This window comes from Halolamina salina, from assembly GCF_042678005.1.
Classification (GTDB): domain Archaea; phylum Halobacteriota; class Halobacteria; order Halobacteriales; family Haloferacaceae; genus Halolamina; species Halolamina salina.
The window spans coordinates 21,941-43,000 of record NZ_JBHUDH010000066.1; the positions used below are offsets into that span (position 1 = coordinate 21,941).

Annotated in this window: 20 protein-coding genes and 1 tRNA gene; 11 read left to right on the forward strand and 10 right to left on the reverse strand. The window is 65.1% G+C overall.

Annotated elements, in window-relative coordinates; translation table 11 throughout:
- Positions 1 to 10: 10 nt before the first annotated feature.
- Complete coding sequence (locus tag ACFR9S_RS07250) at positions 11 to 847, reverse strand: putative RNA uridine N3 methyltransferase (RefSeq protein ID WP_379730889.1); 837 nt, start codon at positions 845 to 847, stop codon at positions 11 to 13.
- Between the two features lie 242 nt (positions 848 to 1,089).
- On the opposite strand from ACFR9S_RS07250, the gene ACFR9S_RS07255 reads away from it, so the two are divergent.
- From ACFR9S_RS07255 to ACFR9S_RS07280, 6 genes are all read left to right on the forward strand, one after another.
- Positions 1,090 to 1,160, forward strand: a tRNA-Gly gene (locus ACFR9S_RS07255).
- A gap of 163 nt (positions 1,161 to 1,323) precedes the next feature.
- Entirely contained in the window at positions 1,324 to 2,826 is a 1,503-nt protein-coding gene (locus ACFR9S_RS07260) for a type I restriction-modification system subunit M (protein ID WP_379730890.1), read from the forward strand.
- Positions 2,819 to 4,111 (forward strand): restriction endonuclease subunit S, encoded by a 1,293-nt coding sequence (locus ACFR9S_RS07265; protein WP_379730891.1) that lies wholly within the window; start codon positions 2,819 to 2,821, stop codon positions 4,109 to 4,111. The genes ACFR9S_RS07260 and ACFR9S_RS07265 overlap by 8 nt, the downstream gene beginning before the upstream one ends.
- Positions 4,104 to 7,061, forward strand: coding sequence for a type I restriction endonuclease subunit R (locus tag ACFR9S_RS07270; RefSeq protein ID WP_379730892.1), 2,958 nt, complete (start codon positions 4,104 to 4,106; stop codon positions 7,059 to 7,061). Before ACFR9S_RS07265 ends, ACFR9S_RS07270 begins: the two co-directional genes overlap by 8 nt.
- A complete protein-coding gene (locus ACFR9S_RS07275) occupies positions 7,054 to 7,776 on the forward strand; it encodes a M48 family metallopeptidase (protein ID WP_379730893.1) in 723 nt (240 codons plus the stop codon). Before ACFR9S_RS07270 ends, ACFR9S_RS07275 begins: the two co-directional genes overlap by 8 nt.
- Positions 7,777 to 7,981: 205 nt before the next feature.
- Positions 7,982 to 9,142 carry an ATP-binding protein gene (locus ACFR9S_RS07280; protein WP_379730894.1) on the forward strand — a complete coding sequence of 387 codons (1,161 nt, stop codon included), beginning with the start codon at positions 7,982 to 7,984 and terminating at the stop codon, positions 9,140 to 9,142.
- Positions 9,143 to 9,185: 43 nt separating this feature from the next.
- Here ACFR9S_RS07280 and ACFR9S_RS07285 read toward each other — a convergent pair whose 3' ends face one another.
- The gene (locus ACFR9S_RS07285) at positions 9,186 to 9,503 is read right to left on the reverse strand and encodes a hypothetical protein (protein WP_379730895.1); all 318 of its coding nucleotides are present in this window, start codon (positions 9,501 to 9,503) and stop codon (positions 9,186 to 9,188) included.
- A 116-nt stretch (positions 9,504 to 9,619) separates the two neighbouring features.
- Here ACFR9S_RS07285 and ACFR9S_RS07290 point away from each other — a divergent pair, with 116 nt between their 5' ends.
- Positions 9,620 to 10,309: a DUF1028 domain-containing protein gene (locus ACFR9S_RS07290; RefSeq protein ID WP_379818346.1), complete on the forward strand. Its 690-nt coding sequence runs from the start codon at positions 9,620 to 9,622 to the stop codon at positions 10,307 to 10,309.
- On the opposite strand, the gene ACFR9S_RS07295 is transcribed toward ACFR9S_RS07290, so the two are convergent.
- The 4 genes from ACFR9S_RS07295 to ACFR9S_RS07310 form a co-directional block, all read right to left on the reverse strand.
- On the reverse strand, positions 10,310 to 11,398 hold the full coding sequence (locus tag ACFR9S_RS07295; RefSeq protein WP_379732404.1) for a glutamate--cysteine ligase: 1,089 nt from the start codon (positions 11,396 to 11,398) through the stop codon (positions 10,310 to 10,312).
- A gap of 59 nt (positions 11,399 to 11,457) precedes the next feature.
- Positions 11,458 to 12,090, reverse strand: coding sequence for a fibrillarin-like rRNA/tRNA 2'-O-methyltransferase (locus ACFR9S_RS07300; protein WP_379732405.1), 633 nt, complete (start codon positions 12,088 to 12,090; stop codon positions 11,458 to 11,460).
- Entirely contained in the window at positions 12,083 to 12,958 is an 876-nt protein-coding gene (locus ACFR9S_RS07305) for an NOP5/NOP56 family protein (protein WP_379818347.1), read from the reverse strand. Before ACFR9S_RS07305 ends, ACFR9S_RS07300 begins: the two co-directional genes overlap by 8 nt.
- A gap of 65 nt (positions 12,959 to 13,023) precedes the next feature.
- Complete coding sequence (locus ACFR9S_RS07310; RefSeq protein WP_379732132.1) at positions 13,024 to 14,664, reverse strand: hypothetical protein; 1,641 nt, start codon at positions 14,662 to 14,664, stop codon at positions 13,024 to 13,026.
- Positions 14,665 to 14,765: 101 nt separating this feature from the next.
- On the opposite strand from ACFR9S_RS07310, the gene ACFR9S_RS07315 reads away from it, so the two are divergent.
- On the forward strand, positions 14,766 to 15,599 hold the full coding sequence (locus ACFR9S_RS07315; protein ID WP_379818348.1) for a ZIP family metal transporter: 834 nt from the start codon (positions 14,766 to 14,768) through the stop codon (positions 15,597 to 15,599).
- Between the two features lie 2 nt (positions 15,600 to 15,601).
- Here the strand turns inward: ACFR9S_RS07315 and ACFR9S_RS07320 are convergent, their stop codons facing one another.
- Positions 15,602 to 16,183 (reverse strand): peroxidase-related enzyme, encoded by a 582-nt coding sequence (locus ACFR9S_RS07320; RefSeq protein WP_379732130.1) that lies wholly within the window; start codon positions 16,181 to 16,183, stop codon positions 15,602 to 15,604.
- A gap of 71 nt (positions 16,184 to 16,254) precedes the next feature.
- Between ACFR9S_RS07320 and ACFR9S_RS07325 the strand changes: the two genes are divergently transcribed.
- Positions 16,255 to 16,980, forward strand: a complete 726-nt coding sequence (locus ACFR9S_RS07325; protein ID WP_379818349.1) for a GNAT family N-acetyltransferase — start codon at positions 16,255 to 16,257, stop codon at positions 16,978 to 16,980.
- Here ACFR9S_RS07325 and ACFR9S_RS07330 read toward each other — a convergent pair.
- Complete coding sequence (locus ACFR9S_RS07330; RefSeq protein WP_379818350.1) at positions 16,968 to 17,456, reverse strand: metal-dependent hydrolase; 489 nt, start codon at positions 17,454 to 17,456, stop codon at positions 16,968 to 16,970. The genes ACFR9S_RS07325 and ACFR9S_RS07330 overlap by 13 nt on opposite strands.
- 45 nt (positions 17,457 to 17,501) lie before the next feature.
- Positions 17,502 to 17,771 carry a CDGSH iron-sulfur domain-containing protein gene (locus ACFR9S_RS07335; protein WP_379732180.1) on the reverse strand — a complete coding sequence of 90 codons (270 nt, stop codon included), beginning with the start codon at positions 17,769 to 17,771 and terminating at the stop codon, positions 17,502 to 17,504.
- A gap of 119 nt (positions 17,772 to 17,890) precedes the next feature.
- Here ACFR9S_RS07335 and ACFR9S_RS07340 point away from each other — a divergent pair, with 119 nt between their 5' ends.
- Together ACFR9S_RS07340 and ACFR9S_RS07345 are read left to right on the forward strand one after the other, a co-directional pair.
- Entirely contained in the window at positions 17,891 to 18,679 is a 789-nt protein-coding gene (locus ACFR9S_RS07340) for an SDR family NAD(P)-dependent oxidoreductase (RefSeq protein WP_379732181.1), read from the forward strand.
- Positions 18,680 to 18,729: 50 nt separating this feature from the next.
- Positions 18,730 to 20,355 carry a potassium channel family protein gene (locus tag ACFR9S_RS07345; RefSeq protein WP_379818351.1) on the forward strand — a complete coding sequence of 542 codons (1,626 nt, stop codon included), beginning with the start codon at positions 18,730 to 18,732 and terminating at the stop codon, positions 20,353 to 20,355.
- Here ACFR9S_RS07345 and ACFR9S_RS07350 read toward each other — a convergent pair whose 3' ends face one another.
- Positions 20,356 to 20,949 (reverse strand): DUF998 domain-containing protein, encoded by a 594-nt coding sequence (locus tag ACFR9S_RS07350; RefSeq protein ID WP_379818352.1) that lies wholly within the window; start codon positions 20,947 to 20,949, stop codon positions 20,356 to 20,358.
- Positions 20,950 to 21,060: the final 111 nt, after the last annotated feature.

Here is a 21,060-nt window from a genome sequence, read left to right on the forward strand (position 1 = left end):
TCCTCCGCGCTCAGTCCCTGAGCGCGAGCGGGGCGAGCGTGGCGAACACCGCTTCTTCGGTGCGCACCACCTCGCTGCCCTGGTCCGGAACCGTATTTAGCCAGAGGTCGAACCCGGGCGAGTCGGGTTCGACGGGGAGATCGTCGGGGGATACCCCCAAGATCTCCGGAAGCCCGCGGCCCGGCGAGCCGAAGACGACGGTGGCGCCGTCCCGGTAGAGCGGGGCGATCTCGGCCAGCCGCGAACGGGTGAGTTCGTCCCCGTGGCGCGACGTGCCGATTCGGACGCCCGCGTCTTCGCGGGCGAGGGCTTCCTGGATGTCCCCGCAGGCGTCGACGGTGAACCCGGGTGGGTCCTCGTCGACGAGCCGTGCGCGGACGGGTTCTCGCGAAGAGACCCTGACTGTGACGCGCTCCCCCTCCTCGACCGCCATCGACGGCGGGACGAGCAGGGAGATCGGGTGTTGCAGTCCGCAATTGACCCGGACGCGGTCGTCAGGTCCGACCTCGGTCACGATTCCTTCTCTCGACTCCGGGGTTTCACCCTCGGAGCCGGTCCGTGGGGAGACACGCATGGGGGGGAGGACGCCTGCGTAGCGCAGTTCGTCGCGTTCGTCCCACACCTTCTTCCGGAGGTAGGGTGGCGTGGCCGCGTAGGCCAGCACCGTGCGGACGAACTCTCCGCCCCAGCGGCCCTCGGCTTCCCGGTCGGGGAAGACGAGGATTCGATCGATCCGGTAGATGGCCGCGGCGCGAGCCACGTACCCGAGCTTTCGGGTCGCCTCGCGCTTGTCCTCGGCCTCCCGGACGAGCGACGACGGTACGACGATTGTGTTGTCGCCCGTCATGTGCCTCGCCACTGGACTGTACTCTCACTTCCGAACCACGCCGTAAAAGGGTAGCGACTCTTCACGCGGGCTGTGACGGCCTCACACGGCCCCAGACCCCCGTTGGTCGGTTTCTTTCGTTCGTCAGTGTCTGTCGTGGATGTCGGATCGAGACGGCGACGATACCCCGCCGCCGGCAGTCGATTGGGAGCGTTTCGGAAGTCTTAAGAAGAAAACCGCACTTGGTGGGAATACGAAGGAACGCGCTGGTAGTGTAGTGGTATCACGTGACCTTGCCATGGTCACAACCTGGGTTCAAATCCCAGCCAGCGCACTTCTCTCAACGCCAACGTTCGAGCGGTGAGCTTGCGGACCGCGAGTCGGCGTCGATACACTACTGACCCAACGGTGCATCGCTTCCTCGCGCGTAACGTGTGACTGCGCGCAGTCGACTACCCACCACAGGAGATATATTGGTACGGTGGCACCCTCGGGGTATGCCGCTCTCCCTGGACGAGCTCGAATCTCACCTCTTCAAATGTGCCGACATAATCCGCGACGCCGTTGACCCGACCGACTACAAGGAGTACATCCTCCCGCTCGTCTACTACAAATCCATCTCCGACGAGTTCGAGGTCCAGTACGAACGGAACGTCGACGAGTACGGCGAGGACTTCGCCCGACGAGAGAACCTATACGACATTCCCGTTGTCCCCGAAGGCTACCTGTGGGACGACCTCCGCGCAGTCAGCGACAATGTCGATCAGGCCCTCAACGAAGCCTTCGACGCGCTCGTTGAGGAGAACCCCGAACTCTCCGGCGTCTTCCGCGCGGACTTCATCGACGCCGACGCCCTCGACGACGACCGACTCGGGCGACTGATCGAACACCTCGACACCTACGATCTCGACCGGGACAGCGTGCCACCGGACATGCTCGGGGAGGCGTACATGGACTTGGTGCGTCACTTCGCTGAGGAGGAGGGCAAGTCCGGTGGGCAGTTCTTCACGCCGCCGCACATCGTCAACCTCTGCGTTCGACTCGTCGATGAGTTCGAGGACGGGATGACGTTCCACGACCCGACTGTCGGCTCCGGGGGGATGCTCATCGAGGCGGCGCGGTACTACCGCGAGGAGCAGAACGCCGACCCCTCGAAGATGAAGTTCACCGGGCAGGAGATCAACCCCGACATTGCCGCGATAGCGAAGATGAACCTCTCTATCCACGGCCTCGATGGGGAGATTCAGCGCGAAGATTCACTCTCCAACCCCGCGTTCACGAACGACGAGGAGAACGAACTCACGCGCTTCGACCGCGTGCTGGCGAACTTCCCGTTCTCCGCCGATTGGGACAAGGACGGGCTTCAGGACGACCCGTATGACCGCTTCGACTGGCACGACAAACTGCCGCGTGCCGACCGAGGCGACTACGCTTTCATCATGCACATGGCGAAGCAGTTGAAGCGTCCTGATCAGGATGGCGCTGGTGGGAAGGCGGCCATCGTCGTTCCCCACGGTGTGCTATTTCGGAAGCACGAATCACGCTATCGGGAGTATATGCTGGAAGAGGGTATAGTGGAGGCCATCGTCGGCCTGCCTGAGAACCTGTTCCAGAACAACGCGATTCCCTCGGCGGTGCTCGTGCTGAACACGGACAAGCCGGAGGAGCGTGAGGACGAGGTGCAGTTCATCCACGCCGCCGACGAGGACTTCTACGAGGAGCTGTCGAACCAGAACGAACTCACGGAGGACGGCCTCGATCACATTATTGAGAACTTCCGGGGATGGGCGACCGAGGAGCGTGTGAGCCGGACGGTGTCGCTGGACGAGATCCGAGAGAACGACTACAACCTGAATATCGCGCTGTACGTCGATACGACCGAACCGGAAGAGGATATTGATGTAGCGGAGGAACTGGCGAAGTTACGCGAATTGCAGGCGGAGCGTGACGAGATCGAGGCGACAATGACGGAGCACATGGAGGCGTTGAACTATGAATGAGGAATCCACGTTGAGCGAGTTCGTTCCAGAGGAGAGTGATAAACAGGAACAAAAGTGGGAAGAAGTCCAACTCCACGAAGTAGCCTACAAGCGGTCGGACAATGTTGATCCTCAAGAGGTGGAATTAGAGAAGCATATCGGATTAGAGCATATTGACCCAAACGACCCGGTGCCTGATTGGGAGTCTCTTGATGACCTTTCAAGCACTAAGCGACGATTTGAAACTGGGGATATTCTCTTTGCGAAGCTTCGCCCGAATCTGGAGAAATCGGCACAACCCGACTTCGAAGGCGTTGCGTCAACCGACATTTTTCCAATAGTCGCAGAGTCGGATGTGAATTCTAAGTGGCTATTGTATCGGTTGAGTTCCAAACCTGCGTATGACTACGCCCGGCGTACTTCGGCAGGAACGCGGATGCCACGAACATCGTGGAATCTATTTAGCAACTTCAATTTCCTCCTTCCTCCACTCCCTGAACAGCGCAAAATCGCCACCGTACTCTACACGGTTGACCAAGCTATTGAGAAGACCGAAAAGATGATTGAAGGAACAAAACAAATCCAACGTGGAGTTGAGCAACACCTTTTCCGGGAGGGGTACTTCGACCATGATACTATTGAGCAAACCCGTTTAGTAACAATCCCGGGTGATTGGAATTTTGATCAGCTTTCAGAACATACTAAGGAAAGTGCGTTTGGCCCAAGGTTCGGCTCTGAGAGGTATGATGAGGATGGAGAGATAGCCACACTTCGCACAACCGATCTTGATGACAACGGTCATATCGATCTTGATGATATGCCGGTAGCTGACCTCGAATATGATGAAGTTGAGGAACATATTTTGAAGCCGGGAGACTTTATGATCACACGAAGCGGGACTACGGGTATAGGCACGGTATGGGAAAATCATCATAAACCGACTATTCCCGGAGCCTTCCTCATACGTTTCCGCTTCAAAGATTCACTCAACCCTAATTTCATGAAGTATTACGTGAATAGTTCACTCGGGCGCCGACGAGTTAACCGTCGTGCAAAAGGAGGAGTACAGAAGAATCTGGCAGGTTCTGACCTGCTAAACATGCGATTCCCAATTCCGACCGAGGAAGAACAAGAGAAAATTATTGAAGTGCTTGACACATACCAAGCTCGGATACAGCACGAGAAAGATTATAAATCGCAACTTCAGGCCCTCAAACAGGGCCTCATGCAAGACCTCCTCTCGGGGAAAGTCAGAACAACCAACACTAACATAGAGGTACCCGAAGAAATCGCCCAACATGGTTAGCACCCCATCCGAGTACGGCGTCGAACGCTCGCTCCTCTCGTGGCTCGACGGCGTCGGATGGGAAACGTACGGGCAGGACGGCGACAGAGGTGCGAAAACCCTTGACGAGGCTTTCAGCCGCGAAAGCCACGAGGTCATCTACTGGGACCTCCTCGCCGAGCAGGTCGTCGCACTCAACGACGCCGTCACCGAGGAGAACGTCGAGAAGTTCATCTCCTCGCTTCGACGCGACCTGGATGCGGAGAACCTCATGGACGGCAACCGAGAGTTCTACCAACTGCTCACCAAGGGCAAGAGCTTCACCGTCCAGCACGACGACGGCACGAGCGAGACGATCTACGTCGACCTGATCGACTACGAGAACCCGGAGATCAACCGCTTCCATGCGGTGAATCAGTTCTCCGTCTCCCGCGAGACGACCATCCGTCCGGACGTGAACCTGTTTGTCAACGGGATTCCGCTGGTGACGATGGAACTCAAAAGTCTCGCACAGGATAACGACTGGCACGACGCCGTGCGCGACCTGCTGGCCTATCAGGAGGACGTGCCACGACTGTTCGTCCCCGGCCTGTTCAACATCGCCGCCGACACGATGGAACTCCGCTACGGCGCTGTCGGCGCACCCAAGGAGTTCTACGAGCCGTGGAACGACGCGCCCGCGACGTTCGAGGACGAGAACGAGATGCGGCAGGCGGTGAAGGCGCTGTGCAACCCCTCCACGCTGCTCGACCTAGTGAAGCACTTCGTCTTCTACGAACGGCGGGCCGGCGGCGACGCCAAGATCGTCCCGCGCTACATGCAGTACTACGCAGTGAACCGAATCCTCGACCGCGTCGATGCCGGCGAACACAAACGCGGCCTCGTCTGGCACACCCAAGGATCGGGGAAGTCGTTCACGATGCTGTACGCCGCCGAGAACCTGCTGAAACGCTCCGACGTGGCGAAGAACCCGCAGGTGTTCATCATCGTCGATACGGACAAGCTGAACAGCCAGATGCGCGACCAGCTGGCGAATCTCTCGCTTGAGCGCTGGACGGAAGCAGAGAGTATCGACCACCTGCAGGAGCTCATCGAGCAGGGCCAGAGCGAACTCGTTCTCACGACCATCCAGAAGTTCGAGGACGTCGACCCCGATGTCCAGGGCAACGACGAGGTGGTGGTCATGTCCGACGAGGCCCACCGCTTCATGGAGGCCGACCTCGGGAGCCGCCTCGATGCGGCCTTACCCGACTGCTACCACTTCGGGTTTACTGGGACGCCCGTACGCGAGGGCGAACGCGAGAAGGACAAGAACACGTTCCGGGAGTTCTCCCCCGAGGGCGAAGACTACCTTCACCGCTACTCCGTGAAACAGGGCATCGAGGACGGGCTGATTCTGCCCGTGTACTTCACGCTCCGGCACGAGATGGAGTGGGAGATCGACGAGGAGGGCTTGGACGAGGAGTTCGAGGCGGAGTTCAGTCGGATGACGACCGAGCAGAAACGGGAGTTCATCCGCGACAACGTGAACGCGACGACGCTCGCGGAGATCGAACCGCGCGTTGACCGCGCCGTCGAGGAGATCGACCAACACTACGACCAGCACGTCGCCCCGAACGGCTGGAAAGGGATGGTCGTCACACCGAGTCGTCGGTCGGCGGCGATGTACGGGGAACGACTCGTCGAGCGGCGTGGGGAGGACGCGGTCGAAGTACTCTACACCGCCACGAAGGACGACCCCGACATTATCGAGCAGTTCCACACCGACGCGGAGGAGCGCGACAGCATCGTGAAGGCATTCAAGGAAGACAGCAACCCCGAACTCCTCGTCGTCCACAACATGCTCCTGACGGGCTTCGATGCGCCCATCCTCAAGACGATGTACCTCGACCGGAACCTGAGGAACCACAATCTCATGCAGGCCATCGCCCGGACGAACCGGCCTGCTGCGGGGAAGGAAAACGGGGAGATCGTGGACTTCCAGGGCGTGTTCGAGAACATCGACGACGCGCTGGACTACGACGCCGAGACGAAGGAGTATGCTGCCCGTAACAAGGACGAGCTGTTCGACGATCTCGTTGAGCAGGTCAACTCCGTGATGGACATTTTCGACGGGATTCCGAAGACCGACACGCAGGAAGCGACCTACGAGGCGGTCAGTCGGGTAAGCACCCATCCTGAGCGACGGCAGTTCAAGCAGGGCTTCCGACGGCTCCAGAACCTCTACGAGGCGGTCGCCCCTGATGGTCGTTTGGTCAAGGAAGACGTTGAGGACGACTACAAGTGGCTGAGCCGAGTCCACGTCGCCTTCAAGCGTACCACCTCGGGCGACGACGATCCCGAGGAGGACATGCGGGAGAAGACACGAGAGATCATCAGCGACAACGTCGAGATTACAGCGATCAAGGACGACTTCCCCACCTACAAGCTCGGGGAGGAGTACCTCGAAGACGTTGAAGATCTCGACAATCCCGGCGTGAAGGCGTCGCAGGTCGCCCACGCCACTCGGGAACACCTGCACCCACGGGAGAACCAGAACCCGCGATACAAGCGCCTGAGCGAACGCGTGACCGACATTGTCGAACGCTGGCAGAATGAGGAGATCAGCGACCCCGAGGCTGTCGAGGCGCTGAAGTCGGTCGAAGATGCGGTGCTGAGCGTCAAAGAAGACGCTGAGAAACAGGGAATGGACGACGCGGAGTTCGCCATCTACACGCACCTCACTGAGGAGACACCCGACGCTGTCGAGTCAGAGAAACAAGCCGAAGAAATCGCTAAGGAGATCGTCTCGCAGTTCCACGACCGCGTTGACCGCGACTACCCCGGCTGGAAGACGAACCAGCAGACCATCTCGGAAATCGAGCGCATCCTGCTGGACGTGATGGTCAAGCAGTACGATCTCGGCCACCTGATCCGGGACGACGAGTTCGTGGACGCGCTCCGGAACTACCTCATCCAGAACCATGGCTGAAGCACAGCTCCACGAGATCGAGCTGTTGGGGAACACCATCGAGTACGAAGTACGCCACAGCATCAACGCCTCGAAACCCCGTATCGACGTGGATATTCACGGCGTTACGGTCGTTCTCCCTGAGCCTTCGTCAGTCACGCCGGCAGAACTTCTCCGCGACAACGCCGCGTGGGTCGTCGAGAAAATGAGAGGGTTCGAGAAGTACCGGGAGCAAGTACCGGAGCGTCAGTTCGAGGAGGGCGAATCATTCCCGTACCTCGGGGAGGAACACGAGGTTGTCGTCGAACAGCGTCCTTCGTCGAGCGTCGGGGATGATACCCTCCGTCTTGCGAAACACCATGTCGAGGACACCTCTATCGAACGTGCTCTGGAAACGCTGTACCGACGAAACGCTCGTCAACGGTTCGAGCGGCGAGCTGATCACTTCGCGAAGGAAATGGGCGTTGAGTACGAGAAGATCGAGGTTCGGAACCAGCGTACTAAGTGGGGAAGTTGTTCCTCGAACGGAACGCTCGGGCTGAACTGGCGGCTAATGATGGCTCCGCCGGAGATCGTTGACTACGTCGTCGTTCACGAGATCGCTCATCTCCGAGAGGCCAACCACGGTTCCGACTTCTGGTCGCTCGTTGCGGAGCATGACCCCGAGTACGAAGATCACTCCGAATGGCTCACGGAGAACAGCGCCCGGCTAGTGTTCTCTGAAGACGATCTTTGAGTAGCAGACGAACGGTGTCTTTTCTCGAATACCCGAACAGCTTCGCCATCTCCGATCGAACACAGGAGGTGGTGATCCCCCCACTGCCGACTCCCATCCCCCGATATCCTGCCGCAGAACTCTCCTACCGTTGAACGGTGGGACTCTCGATGCGAGAATCCCCGGAACGATTATGAGTATTAAGCCGTTTTTTACGGCGTAACGAGTGAAGTTTGACAACCGCGCAAACACGCTTCTGGTCGCGCTCGGTTGTCTATTAGGAGCGATTGTGGCGATCGAATTCATCTGGCTTACACTTTCGAACCGCCTCTACTTGATAAACGACGTGTACGTCGTCGGACTCGCGACGACCATCCCGGGCGTCGTCGGACTCGTCGCGGGTGGCGTGTACCTGTCTCGCTCGTCGCTCTCCACCGACCAGCAGTTCCGGGTCCTGAAGTGGTCCGTCGCCGGGGGCGGCGGCTTCCTGCTCGTGAACGCGATGCTGATGCTCACGATGCCGCCTGCCAACCGCCTGATCGCGGTCGGATGGGCGCGATGGTCGCTCAGCATCGGCGCCGGTGGCGGCTTCCTGATCGGCTACTACGAGGCCCGGGCGGTGCAGCGTGCCGTGCGAGCCGAGCGCGCGTCCATCCAGGCGAGGGAGTCCGAGGAGCGACGGGAGATGCTCGACGACCTGAACTCGCTGCTCCGACACGAGGTGTTGAACACCGCCGCCGTCATCAGCGGCTACGCCGACCTGCTCAAGCAGCGCGCCGACGAGGACGACCCCGCCTACGAGTATCTCGACATCATCGAGCGGCAGGCGACCGAACTCACCGGGACGACCAAGGACGTACGCCTGCTGCTGCAGTCGCTCGAGGAGGGGACCGATCTCTCCCCCGTCGATCTCACCGACCTGCTCGAGGAGGAGCTCGACAAGCTGGAGGACCGATACGGCTACGTCGAGACCGAGGCGGAGCTTCCCGATCAGGTGTACGTCCGCGCGGACGAACTCCTCAAGCGGGTGTTCTCGAACCTACTCAACAACGCGGTCGAACACAACCAGAGCGGCCACCCCCACGTGACAGTCTCGGTGTCGCCGGCGCCGGACACCGTCGACGTGCGCGTCGCGGACGACGGGACGGGCATCCCCGAGGCCGAGCGCGACGTGCTGTTCGAGCCGGTGACGGGGAAGACGGACCACGGTATCGGCCTCACGATCGTGGCTCGACTGGTCGACCGATACGGGGGGAACGTCGAACTCACCGAAACCGGCCCCGGCGGCACCGTGTTCACCGTGACGCTGCCGAGAGCGGAGACGGAACCGGGGACCGACTCCCCCCAGCGAGAGTCGCCACCGACCGCATCGTCGCCCCCGCAGTAGCCCCGCAGACGCGCCGCGGCGCCGTCGATTCCGGCGAGTGCCGTCAGACCTCCCGCGTATCCTCGTTCTCGGCGGGACTGCTCCCCTCCCCCTCGACCGTCTCGTCGACGGTCCGCTCCAGCGTCGCGTCGGTCTCCACCCGCACGACGCCCGCGAGCGAGCAGAGCTCGTCGACGCCCGCTTCGGGCAGGCGAACGAGCCAGCAGTCGAACCCGAGTTCCTCGACCACTTCGCCGCCGGCGTCCGCGACGGTCTCGCGGAGCCTCGACGGTGCGGCGTCGTCGCTGAGTTCGACGACCAGCGCCGCCGTCGCCTCGCCGGGGTCGTCCCGCATCCGCCGAACCGGGTGTGAGAGGTACACGGTCGACCGTGGCGGTGCGGTCGGGCAAAAACGTTCGGCCGAGGCCGGAACGTTCAAGCCGGCGACAGCCTCAGTCGGGGTGTGACTGAGAGTACCACGAGCAGGGGGCGGCCGCCGTGACCATCTCGATCGCGGCCCGCGATCCCGAGTCCGAACAGGTCGGCGTCGCCGTCGCGTCGGCGTTCCCCGCGGTCGGGGCGGTCTGCCCGTGGGTGAGCGCCGACGGCGCCGTCGTCACCCAGTCGTGGGACGCCGGCGCCGACTACGGCGAGGCCCTGCTCGGCCTGCTCGATCGCGGGATCGCCCTCCCCACCGCCGCGGAGGCGTTCGTCGCCGGCCGGGCGGGGTCGAAAGGACTCCAGCTCCACGGGATCGACGCCGAGGGGCGGACGTACGCCCACACCGGCGAGAAGTGTGTCGAGCACGCCGACCACTACGTCGGCGAGGAGTACACCGTCGGCGGGGATCTACTCGCGAGCCCCGAGGTGATCGACGCCGTCGCCGCCGGGTTCGAGCGCGCGACCGGACGGTTCACCGACCGCCTCCTGACGGCGCTCGAGGCCAGCGAGTCCGCCGGCGGCGACAAGCGCGGCGACAACCTCAGCGCCGCAGTGCTGGTGTACGGCGACCCGCACAAGCTCTACCACAACCTCAGGGTCGACACGCCCGGCCAGCCGATCTCGGACCTGCGCGAGGCCTACGAGTCCGCGCTGGAGACCGAACGCGGGATGGACGACGAGGAGATGCAGAAGTTCTGGGGCGACACCGTCCCCGAGACGATCCGCGAGTACCCGATCCGCTACTGACTACAGCACCAGCGACTCCCGCAGCGCCTCGCTCCCCTGCTCCTCGTGGATCCGCCGCTGTCGCTGGCTCCCGCTTTCACGATCGAGGAGCGCCGTCAGCGCGTCGTTGCCGATCCGGTCGCAGGTGCGCTCGATCGCCTCGCTGAGCCCGATCGTCGACTCGCCGTCGCGGTCGACGAACGTCGCGTCGTGGCCGTGCCGCATGGCCCGCCACTTGTTCTCGTCGAGCAGTTCCCGGCGCAGCCCCGCGCCGAGGGAGTCGCGCTTCCCGTCCTCGTAGCGCTCCGCGAGGTCGATCACCATCGCGTGGATCCCCTCGACGAACGCGTCGACGACCGCGGGGTCGACCTGCCCGTCCGGCGTCCGGATCTCGACGGTGCCGTGGCCGGTGTGGGGGCGCACGTCGAACCAGAGCTCGCCGCGGTCCTCGACGGCGCCCTGCTCGACCATCCGTCGCTCGTAGCGCTCGAACGCCGCGTAATCCTCGAACGCGGTCGGCATCCCCGTGTTGGGGAGGTTCTCGAACACCTTCGCCCGCGCCGAGGCCAGCCCCGTGTCGAACCCGTTCCAGAACGGGGAGTTGGCCGACAGCGCCAGCAGCGGCGGCATCTCCCACCGAAGCTCGTTCGCGATCCAGACCGCCTTGTCCGGGTCGTCGACGCCGACGTGGACGTGCAACCCCGCGGTCGTGTTGCGGTGCTGTGGGTACTGGATTCGTTCGAGTTGGGAGCGGTACCGCGGCTTCTCGGCGTGATCGAGTTCGCGCCAACGCGCCTCGGGGTGAAGCCCCGCTGCGGCGATTTGATAGCCGTGGGTCTCGGCGTGTTCGACCAGCGCCTCCCGCACTGCGAGCAGGTGGTCCTCGGCCGCCCCAACGTCCTCGATCAGCGGGGTCTGGGTTTCGATGGTGAACTTGAACAGTTCGTGGTCCAGTTTCCCCGCGAGCGGCGCCGGCGGCTCGTCGTCGCCGTACACCAGTTCGTCGACGCCCGAGACGGGAAACCCCTCGCTGTCGACGACGTAGAACTCCTCCTCGACGCCGAGGGTTCCCATCCGGTCGAAGCTCTCGCGGGAGCCCAGTTCCTCCATTTGCTCCATAGTGAGGGTCCCCAACTAAATAGGGTGCCGGCTCCGGAACGCGGCGAGTGCTACCGCTTCCGGGCGACGATCCCGAGGTGATCGTCGTGGTAGCGGTCCAGCCGCGCCGTTTCGAGCAGTTCGTACTCCTCCCGCAGCGTCCCCCGGACGTCCTCGAACACCTCATCCGGCTCCGCGACCACGTCCTCGCTGCGGGCCTTGATCGCCGCAAGCAGCAGGCCGTCGTCGGCGAGGAACGCCGCGTTGCGGTTCGCGACCTCGGCCTGCCCGCGGGTCGCCACGTCTTGGACGATGCAGTCCAGCCCGGACTCCACGACGCCGGCGTACTCCTTCGGTTTCCGTGCGTCGGCGAGCAGCGGGAACAGGTTCGGCCGGCTCTCCACCACGTCCACCAGATCCCGGACCGGGCGCGGCGCGAACTCCACCGCGTACGTCGGTCCCGCGAAGTCGGCGACGTGGCTGACGGTCGTCCCGGAGGCGGCGCCGAGGTACAGCACCGACTCGCCGCCCGAGAGGCGGGTGTCCATCCCGAGTTCGAGCATCGCGCCGAGCTTCGACCGCCCGGCGTCCCACACCCGCCGGCCGTCGACGGTCGGCTCGCCGTACACCGGTTCGCCCTCGGTCGTCAAGCGGTCCTCGCCGGCGACAGGACGCCGCTCGACCCCGGCGGGAAGCTCACTCATCGTCCACCTCTTCGTCGTCCGCCGCACGCGCGCGGATCGTCTCCATTCGATCGCGCAGGTCCTCGTGAACGCTCTCGCGGCGGTCGCCGCTGTAGTAGTCGATCCGCGCGGCGATCGAGAGCTTCCCCGCGAGGGCGCGGGCCGCCGAGCCGCGGTCATCGGGCCGCGTACCGCGGACGAACTCGTGGGTGAAGATGACGCCGTGCTTGGGCGAGGGCGCGTGCCCGCGGAGGTGGGCGAACAGCGCGTCCTCGGCGCCGAGCACCTGCACGGTGCCGGAGGGTTTCTTCGCCAGCGACTCCAGCCCGCCGGCCAGCGAGATCAGCCGCGCGGCGAGCACGGGACCGGCCATCTCGGCGAGGTTCGGCGCCACCTCGGGCGCGCGGCGCTCGAGGAAGGTTCGCAGTTCGTCACGTTCCTCCCGCAGGTCGACCACGCGTTCGGCCAGCGAGATCGCCCGCTCCTCGGTGGCGTCCGCGGGGTCGCGCTGGGCGACGACGGCCGCGAAGTCGAGTCCCGTGGCGTCTTCCTCCACGTCGAGCAGCGCGCCGGCCCACTCCTCCAGCCGTTCGGCGAGCTCGTTCGCGGTGCGCTCGGCGTCGTCCATCGCCCGCAGCGCGTGGATCAACTGCTGGTCGTCCGCGCGCTCTGCCGCGCGTGCGGCCTCGCGGGCGGCCTCGACGGTCGCTTCGTGGAGCCGGTCGTAGTACTCGTCCTCGTCGGCGGCGAACCCGGCGTCGACGGCCAGCGCGGGCCAGTCGCGAGGCTCGTCGGCCTCGCTCTCGTGGATCGCCGCCGCCGCGGCCTCGGGGTCGCCGGGGTCGACGCCGGCGAACCATCCTGCACTCGAGGATCTCAGATCGTTCATACTCCCCTAATGAATGCGGGCCCGTATATGTATTCTCGAACTGGGAGAGTAGCTGAGCCCGTCCGTCACGAGAACTGCTGCTCCAGAACCTGCATCGCCATGTCTGGATCGAACAGCCCGGAGCCGAAAAATATCGAGAGCGGTAGCTCGTGTCCGTCGTCGGCGTACTCTTCACGCCACTGTTCGGCTAACTGCCTGAAGTCTGCTGCGCGTACAAGTCGAATATCACGGCCAACCTGCATCTCGAGCTGTTCAGCGTGGGCCTCGGCGTTCTTACTGAACTCCGGGGCGATGATAAGGAACCACTCTACTTGATGCTGTTCAGCCTTCGTGTCGATGTAGCTCTTGATCTTGCTGCGTGCGGTGCTGCCCAGTTTGAACTCCCGGGCTCGACGCTTGTTGTCCCACAGTAGCCACTTGCCGTCCTGTTCGATCTCCCCGTCGGCGACGACTCCGCTCGCTTGCTGGCCAAGGAGATTCGTTCCATCGAGGTTGAACACTTCGCTGAAAATCTCGGCCGTCGCGTCCTCGAAGAGCACATCTAGCTTGTCACCCGGATTGTCCGCGTCGACGAGGTCCTGTAGCTGTGGGGGTATCTTTTGTACTGTCCCGTCGGCGATATCCTCGTACGCACTCAGATACAGTTCGACGGCCGGATCGTCGTCCCCGACCGACTTCTGAGACTGCTCGAAGTAGTCGATGATCGCCGAGATCATCTCGTCAGTTTTCTGTTTGTGAGCGTTGAGCCCGTATCGATCAACGATTTCCTTGAGTTCGTCTTTCGTGAGCGCGTACCTGAGCAGTTCGCTCGGGAATACGCCGCCCTCCACGATACTCTCGCGGCGTCTGTCGTTTCGTCCCCCCGTCTTCGATTCGATTCCGTACCGATCACGGACGTCAACGAGCAGTGACTGCCTGTCGAACGGTTTGAGGGTCTCTAGCATCCGGAGATAGTTCTCCTCGGACATCTCGTAGTAGAGCCAGTCCCGGACGTAGTCGATATACTCTTCGGGAATACCGACGAGCTCGTTCATCTTGTCGGTGTTCACCTCGTAAACGATCGCCTGTTCCTGAAGTGACCAGAGCCCCTTCTCGATCGTGTCGAGGGCGTGTTCGGGGCTGTCGGAACGCCGGACTTTCGGGAACCGGTCGATAGCTGAGAGGCGCTTGAAGAGATCCAGCCAGGTGTAGTACTCGTGTTTCCGCTCCCGGGAGCGGTTGTGCAGCTCGAAATAGCTGTACACCATGTGAAGCTCCGAATCATCGACGTCGTTCTTGTAGTCGACAGCAGCCTCGGCGAGGTGGAGCAGGTCGTCGGAATCAGGGAAATCGTCCTCCGAATACGTGTTCAGTATATCGAGTTGCCACGTCTGGACGTTCTCGAGAAGCCCGTCCTTGGGCATACTGTAGTCGGGCTGTTGAATCAGTTGGCGGAGGATTCCGTAACGAATGACAAGTGCCTGATAGGGAGAGTCGTTGAGAGCGTTCAACCGCGGCGGAGTGAAGTCGTTCAGCTCCGTTTCGAGCCGTTCTTCGTCGGCGAGTGCGGGAACGTAGGTTTCGAGATATTTCTCACGATCACTGAAGCCGTCATGTTTGAACGATTCAGGGTCGAAAGAGTCGGTCTTCGTTTTCGTTTCGTCCTTTATGAACCGTTTCCGCTCGTGACTGTTCCAGTCCTGATCGACGAGCTCCCGCAATTCCATATTGACATCAATTAGCAAGGTATCAACTTCAAGATACCCCCGTCTGTCTTTTAGAACTCTCCCCAGAGCGTATTTATCCCCGCCGCACCCTCCTCCCCTCCATGAACCCGTTCCAGTCGATGCTGCTGGTGACCACGCTGGCAGGGCTGGCCACTGGCCTCGGTGCGGTCCCGACGCTGTTCGGCGCCCGCGTGAGCCACCGCACGTACGACGCCGCGCTCGGGCTGGCGGGCGGCATCATGGTCGCGGCGTCGGTGTTCGGCCTCATCATCCCCGGCAGCGAGCAGGGCGCGCTCTCGGCGGTGATGATCGGCGTGTTCCTCGGCGGCTTCGGCCTGCTCGCGGGGAACCGCGTGATCCCGCACCTCCACACGGAGTACCACCGCCGGCGCGGCCACGGTGTGGGCGAGATCGACGAGGGGGACGAGATCGACGGCGAGACAGACGGGAGCGACGGCGAGAGCGACGACGGACTGCTCGACGACCGACTCCGCCGTGCCGTGCTGGTCGGCGGCGCGATCACGCTCCACAACGCGCCGGAGGGGTTGGCGATGGGGATCGCCTACGCCTCGGGGCTGGAGGAGGTCGCGCTCGTGCTCGCGGTCGTGATCGCGCTCCAGAACGTCCCGGACGGCTTCGCGTTCGCGATCCCGGTCGCCCAGTCGGGCGTCTCGACGCCGAAGGTGTTCCTCTACACCACGCTCTCGGGCACCGTCCCGCAGGTGGTCGGCTCGGTGTTCGGCTTCGCGCTCGTGGGGATCGCACAGGGGATCTTCCCGGTCGCCGCCGGCTTCGCCGCGGGCGCGATGCTCGCGGTCGTCCTCCGGGTGATGGTCCCCTCCAGCCACGGCCACGGCTACGCCGACGCCGCGACGGCGGCGTTCCTCGTCGGCTTCGTGCTGCTCGTCGTCGTCGACGCCGCGGTCGCGGCCTGATCTCAGCGCCCCATCGTGTGGAACTCCGCGTTGGGCCGCATGTCCGCGAACATCGCCATCCGGTTGCTGAGGTTGAAGAAGGCGGTCACGGCGGCGATGTCCCACATCGCCTCGGGGCTGTACCCCACCTCCGCGAGGCGTTCGAGGTCGGCCTCAGTCACGCGGTCGGGATGCTCGGTCAGCTTCACTGCCACGTCGAGCATCGCCATCCGCTTCTCGCTCACGTCGGCCTGTCGGTAGTTCGCGACCAGCTGGTCGGCGAGCTCGGGGTCGCCCGAGTAGATGCGGGTCAGCGCGCCGTGGGCGACGTTGCAGTAGTAGCAGTGGTTCCGTCCGGAGACCGCGACGACGATCATCTCCACCTCCTCGCGGTCGAGCGCGGTGTCGTCCACGAGCGCGTCGTGGTACTCGAAGAACGCGCGGAAGTGGCTCGGCTTGTAGGCGAACGCCGAGAACACGTTCGGCGTGAAGCCGGCCTCCTCGGTCTCCTCGCTGATGCGGTCCTGCAGATCCTCGGGAAGCTCCTCGAACTCGGGCACCTCGAAGCGGGTCATCGCGTCGTCGTCGAGTGTTGGGTCGGCCATCGCCGGCCGTTGGGCTGGCGGCCACTTCAAGACGACCGCTCTTTTCCCCTCGGGCCTCGGAACCCGGAACGATGACGCTCGCGCCCGACACCGAGGACCGGATTGCCCGCCACTGGGCCGAGCGACTGGACTGTTCGCCCGAGGCGTTCTCGGCGGCGGGCGTCACGGTCGTCGACACGGCCACCGAGGGGACGATCCGCCTGTTCCGTCGCGGCGATGCGCTGGTCGTGGCCGCTCCCGGTGAGTTCCACGACGCGCTCGCCGACGCCGCCGACGAACTCCACGCCGCCGACCTCCCCGCGACCGAGGCCGTGTCGTGTGCGCTGGGGGGCACCGGGATCGACAGCGTCCACGGCCCGTACTTCCTCGGCTACGTCGACGAGGCCTCGTTCTCGCCCGTCGAGTCGACGGCCCGGCTGCTCGTCGGCGCCGACGAGGCGGCGTTCGAGCGGCTCCGGGAGCGCGTCCCCGACGAGGACTGGGCCCGCGCATCGCCCGTGTTCCGGCCCGGGCAGACCGCGGGGCTGTTCGCGGACGGCGACCTCGTGGCGGTCGCGACGCTGACCCACCTCCCGTTCCCGGACGTTGGCGTCGTCGTCGACCCCGAGCACCGCGGGCGCGGCTACGGACGCGCGGTCGTCTCCATGATCACGAGAACCGCCTTCGACGTGGACCGGGACGGCATCGTTCGCTACCGGACCCGCGACTCGCTGCCGGCGTCAGTCGCGCTCGCCGAGTCGCTGGGGTACGAGCGCTGGGCGACCAGCGCGGTGCTCGCCACCGATCAGACGCCCTGAGCCGCCAGCGCGCCCGCGGCGGCGAGTGCGAAGGTTCCGAGCAGGAACAGTCCCCAGTTCGCGAGCGTGTTGTCCGCGCGGGTGACGGAGAGACTGAACGTCCGCCCCCACGGCCAGAACAGGTTCACGCCCGCGGGCGTGAGTACGTCGCCGAGCAGGTGGGCGCCGACGCTGACGAAGCCGACGAAGAAGCCGAACAGCGAGAGCTGGAGGCGGCGGACCGTCCCCACGCCGTCGGCCAGCAGCGCGCCCGCGCCGCCGAACGCCCCGCCGACGAGTCCGGCGAACAGCAGCGAGTGGGTCGGCCCGCGGTGGGGGACGCCGGGGATCCGGTGGTCCACGTCGGGCAGCATCGCCAGCCAGAGCATCGCGCCGCCGGTCGCGAGCGCCGCCAGCGGCAGCCCGACCGCGACGAGCAGGTAGCCGATCGGGGCGAACACCAGCATCGACACCCCGAGGTGGCCGGTCCGGTACACACGAACCGCTGGTCGCCCCATCGGCCTAAAGCACTCGGCTGCGGGTCAGTTGCCGGATTCGTCTACCCCGTCGTCGCCGTACTCGACGGTCTCGCCGTCGGCGAACGTGACGCTCGCGATCTCGCGGCGCTCCCCGTCGACGTAGCAGTACACGCCGTCGCCCTCGTCCTCGGTCCGTCGGTGGGAGCCGTCACAGAACGGGTGGTCGTCGCTGAGCCCGCAGCGACAGACCGCGATGTCGCCCTTCTCGGGGTCGATGTCCTCCTCGTCGAGATATTCGGGGGAGTGTTCCTCCCGAGTCACGTGGCGGGTCACGGCCGTCGATGGGTCGCCCGGGCCGATAGCTCTTGGGCGCGGCGACAGACTGCGGCCGACGGCGGCGGCGCTGCCCGAACGCGTCGGGAATTAAGTGCGGTTCGGCCGTGGGCGGGCGTATGGGTACTGTCCAGTACGACTTCGCAGACGAGACGGCCGTCGTCACCGGAGGAAGCTCCGGCATCGGGCGCGCGATCGCACTGGAGTTCGCCGACGCCAGCGCGACCGTGATTAACGCCGACATCGACCCCGAGCCGAAGGACCGTGACGCCGAGAAGCCGACCCACGAGCGGATCGAGGCCGACGGTGGCACCGCCGAGTTCGTCGAGACCGACGTCTCCGACCCCGAGGACATCCGGGTCGCCGTCGAGGCCGCCCGCGAGTACGGCGGCGTCGACGTGATGGTGAACAACGCCGGCCTCTACATCGGCGGGCCGATGCGGGAGGTCACCGAAGACGAGTTCGACCGCATTCACGCGGTCAACGCCAAGGGGGTGTTCTTCGGCACCCAGATCGCCGCCAACGACATGATCGACCGCGGCGTCGCGGGCAGCATCGTCAACACCGCTTCGATCAGTTCGAACGTCGCGCAGTTCGGGCAGGTGCAGTACGACTCCACTAAGGGGGCGATCCGGATGATCACCCGCGGGTCGGCGCTCGAACTCGCGGAACACGACATCCGCGTCAACGCCGTCGCGCCCGGGCAGATCGCGACGGAGTTCCTCGAGGGCTGGACCGAGGAGGCACAGGAGGGCGCCGAGGAAGGGGAGTTCCTCAAGCCGGTCCCGCTGGGCCGGGCGGGGTTCCCGACCGACGTGGCGCCCGCGGCGGTGTTCCTCGCGAGCGACGCCGCGGGCTACGTGACGGGCGAACTGCTCCACGTCGACGGCGGCTGGCAGATCATCTGATCGGTGCGGTAGTCGGCGGACTTTAAGCCCCACACGCCGGAACGCGGAGTATGGCGAACCCGGCACGGCGTGTTGGGCTCTACCTCCTCGGGACGGTCGCGGTGATCCTTGTCTACGCCGTCCTCTACCAGTTCGGGATGGCGCGGCTGGAGGGGGTGGAGATGCGGTTCATCGAGGCGCTGCACGTCGTCGTCGAGACGTTCACCACCGTCGGCTACGGCGAGCAGGCCGAGCAGTGGAACTCCACGCCGATGCTGGCGCTGTCGATCGCGATGCAGTTCACCGGCGTCGCGCTGATTTTCCTCACGGTGCCGGCGTTCGTGCTGCCGCTGTTCGCGGAGGCGCTGGCGTCGGGACCGCCTCGGGCGTACGACGGCGACGGCCACGTCGTGATCTGCGCGTTCTCGCCGACGGTCGACACGCTGATCACCGAACTCGGCGCCCGCGGCCAGCCGTACGTCGTGGTCGAGCCAGACGACGACGCCGTCGAGTCGCTACAGGCCGACGGCGTCGAGGTGGTACACGGCGACCCCGAGGAGGCCGAGACGCTCGACGCGGTCGCCGCCGCCGACGCCAGCGCGGTGGTGGTGGCCGGCGACGACGAGACGAACGCCAGCGTGATCCTCGCCGCCCAGCACGTCGCCCCGGAGACGCGGGTGCTGAGCCTCGTCGAGGACGAGAGCCACGCGGACTACCACCGCTACGCCGGCGCCGACGAGGTGATCCACCCTCGCGACGTGCTCGGGGAGTCGCTGGCGGGGAAGGCGTCGGCCGCGGTCTCCTCGGAGCTGAGCGGCGCGGTCGAGATCGCCGGCGAGTTCGAGGTCGGCGAACTGCTGGTCCAGCGTGGCTCGCCGCTCGCGGGGAGGACGATCGGCGACTGCGGGATCGAGGAGCTGACGGGGACCAACATCATCGGCGCGTGGTTCCGCGGGGAGTTCGTCTCGGCACCCGACCCGGATCAGGTGATCGACGAACACACGGTGTTGCTTGTCGCCGGGCCGGAGGAGGGAGTCGAGACGATGAAACGGCGCAGCATCGCGGAGGACCGCTCGGGGCGGTCCGGCATCACCATCGCGGGCTACGGCGTCGTCGGCTCGGCGGTCGCCGAAGCGATCACCGCCGCGGGCGTCCCGGTCACCATCGTCGACGTGGAGGACAAGCCCGGCGTGGACGTGGTCGGCGACGTGACCGACCCGGCGACCTTGGAGGACGCCGAGGTGGACAACGCCGAGGCGCTGGTGCTCGCGCTGGCCGACGACACGAGCGCGCTGTTCGCGGCGCTGGTCGCCAAGCAGGTCGCGCCGGAGACGAGCGTGATCGCCCGAGCCAACGAGGCGGACTCGCCGCCGAAGCTCTACCGCGCCGGCGCCGAGTACGTGCTCTCGCTGCCCACCGTCAGCGGCCGGATGCTCGCGTCGAAACTGCTGGACGAGGAGGTGATCACGCCCGAGACGCAGGTCGAGGTCGTCCGGCGGGAGGCGCCCGCACTCGTGGGACACACCCTCGAAGACGCGGACGTGCGTGCCCGCACCGGCTGCACCGTCATCGCGATCGAGCGCGACGGCCGGACGATCACGTCGATCGACCCGGGGACGCGGATCGAGGAGGGGGACACGCTGGTCGTGGCCGGCGACGACGCCGCCGTCGACGCGTTCGCCGAACTCGCGGCGTAGCTACGCCGGGCGGCCGGGGCGTTCGGGGCTGAGCGCGACCACCCAGACGCCGAACAGCGCCGCGCCGACGAACTCCGGCACCGCGATCCCGGGACTCCCCACCCACAACAGCCAGACCGGCCACGCCACGGGCGCGAGCACGCCCACGGCCAGCGCGAGCTTCCCGCTGTCGAGGCGGAAGCGGGCGACGCCGTCGACGACCGCGGTCAGCGCGGCGAGCGCGAAAAACGAGACCGCGAACGGGAAGTGCAGCGGCCGGCCGGCGGGAGCGAGGCCGACGCCGGCCATCGCGATCAGCGCGAGCAGGTACGACCCCGCGCGGAGGCGGCCCAGCGGATCGGCCGCGGCGCTCCACAGCGCCCACGCGTACGGCGCGCCGACGAGGCCGCCGACGATCAGCGAGCCGTTGAACAGCCACGCGGTCCCGGGCGTCACGCCGAGATCAGAGAGCGCCCCGGTCGTCCAAGAGAACGTCGGCGAGAGGGCGGTTGCGAGGAGTATTCCTCCGATCGAGACGACGACCGCGACCGGTCCCGTGAGGCGGGCGATCCCCCGCTGTGGGGTGGTAGCGTCCAGCGAGAGCTGAGCGGACACGGCTCGGCTCAGGGGCGCCCGTCAGTTAGCCCTTCGGTCCGGGCGTCCGGAGTGAGTGGATTGATGTACGAGCCACCGCTCCCCCCGAACGTGACTCAGCGCTCGCCGACG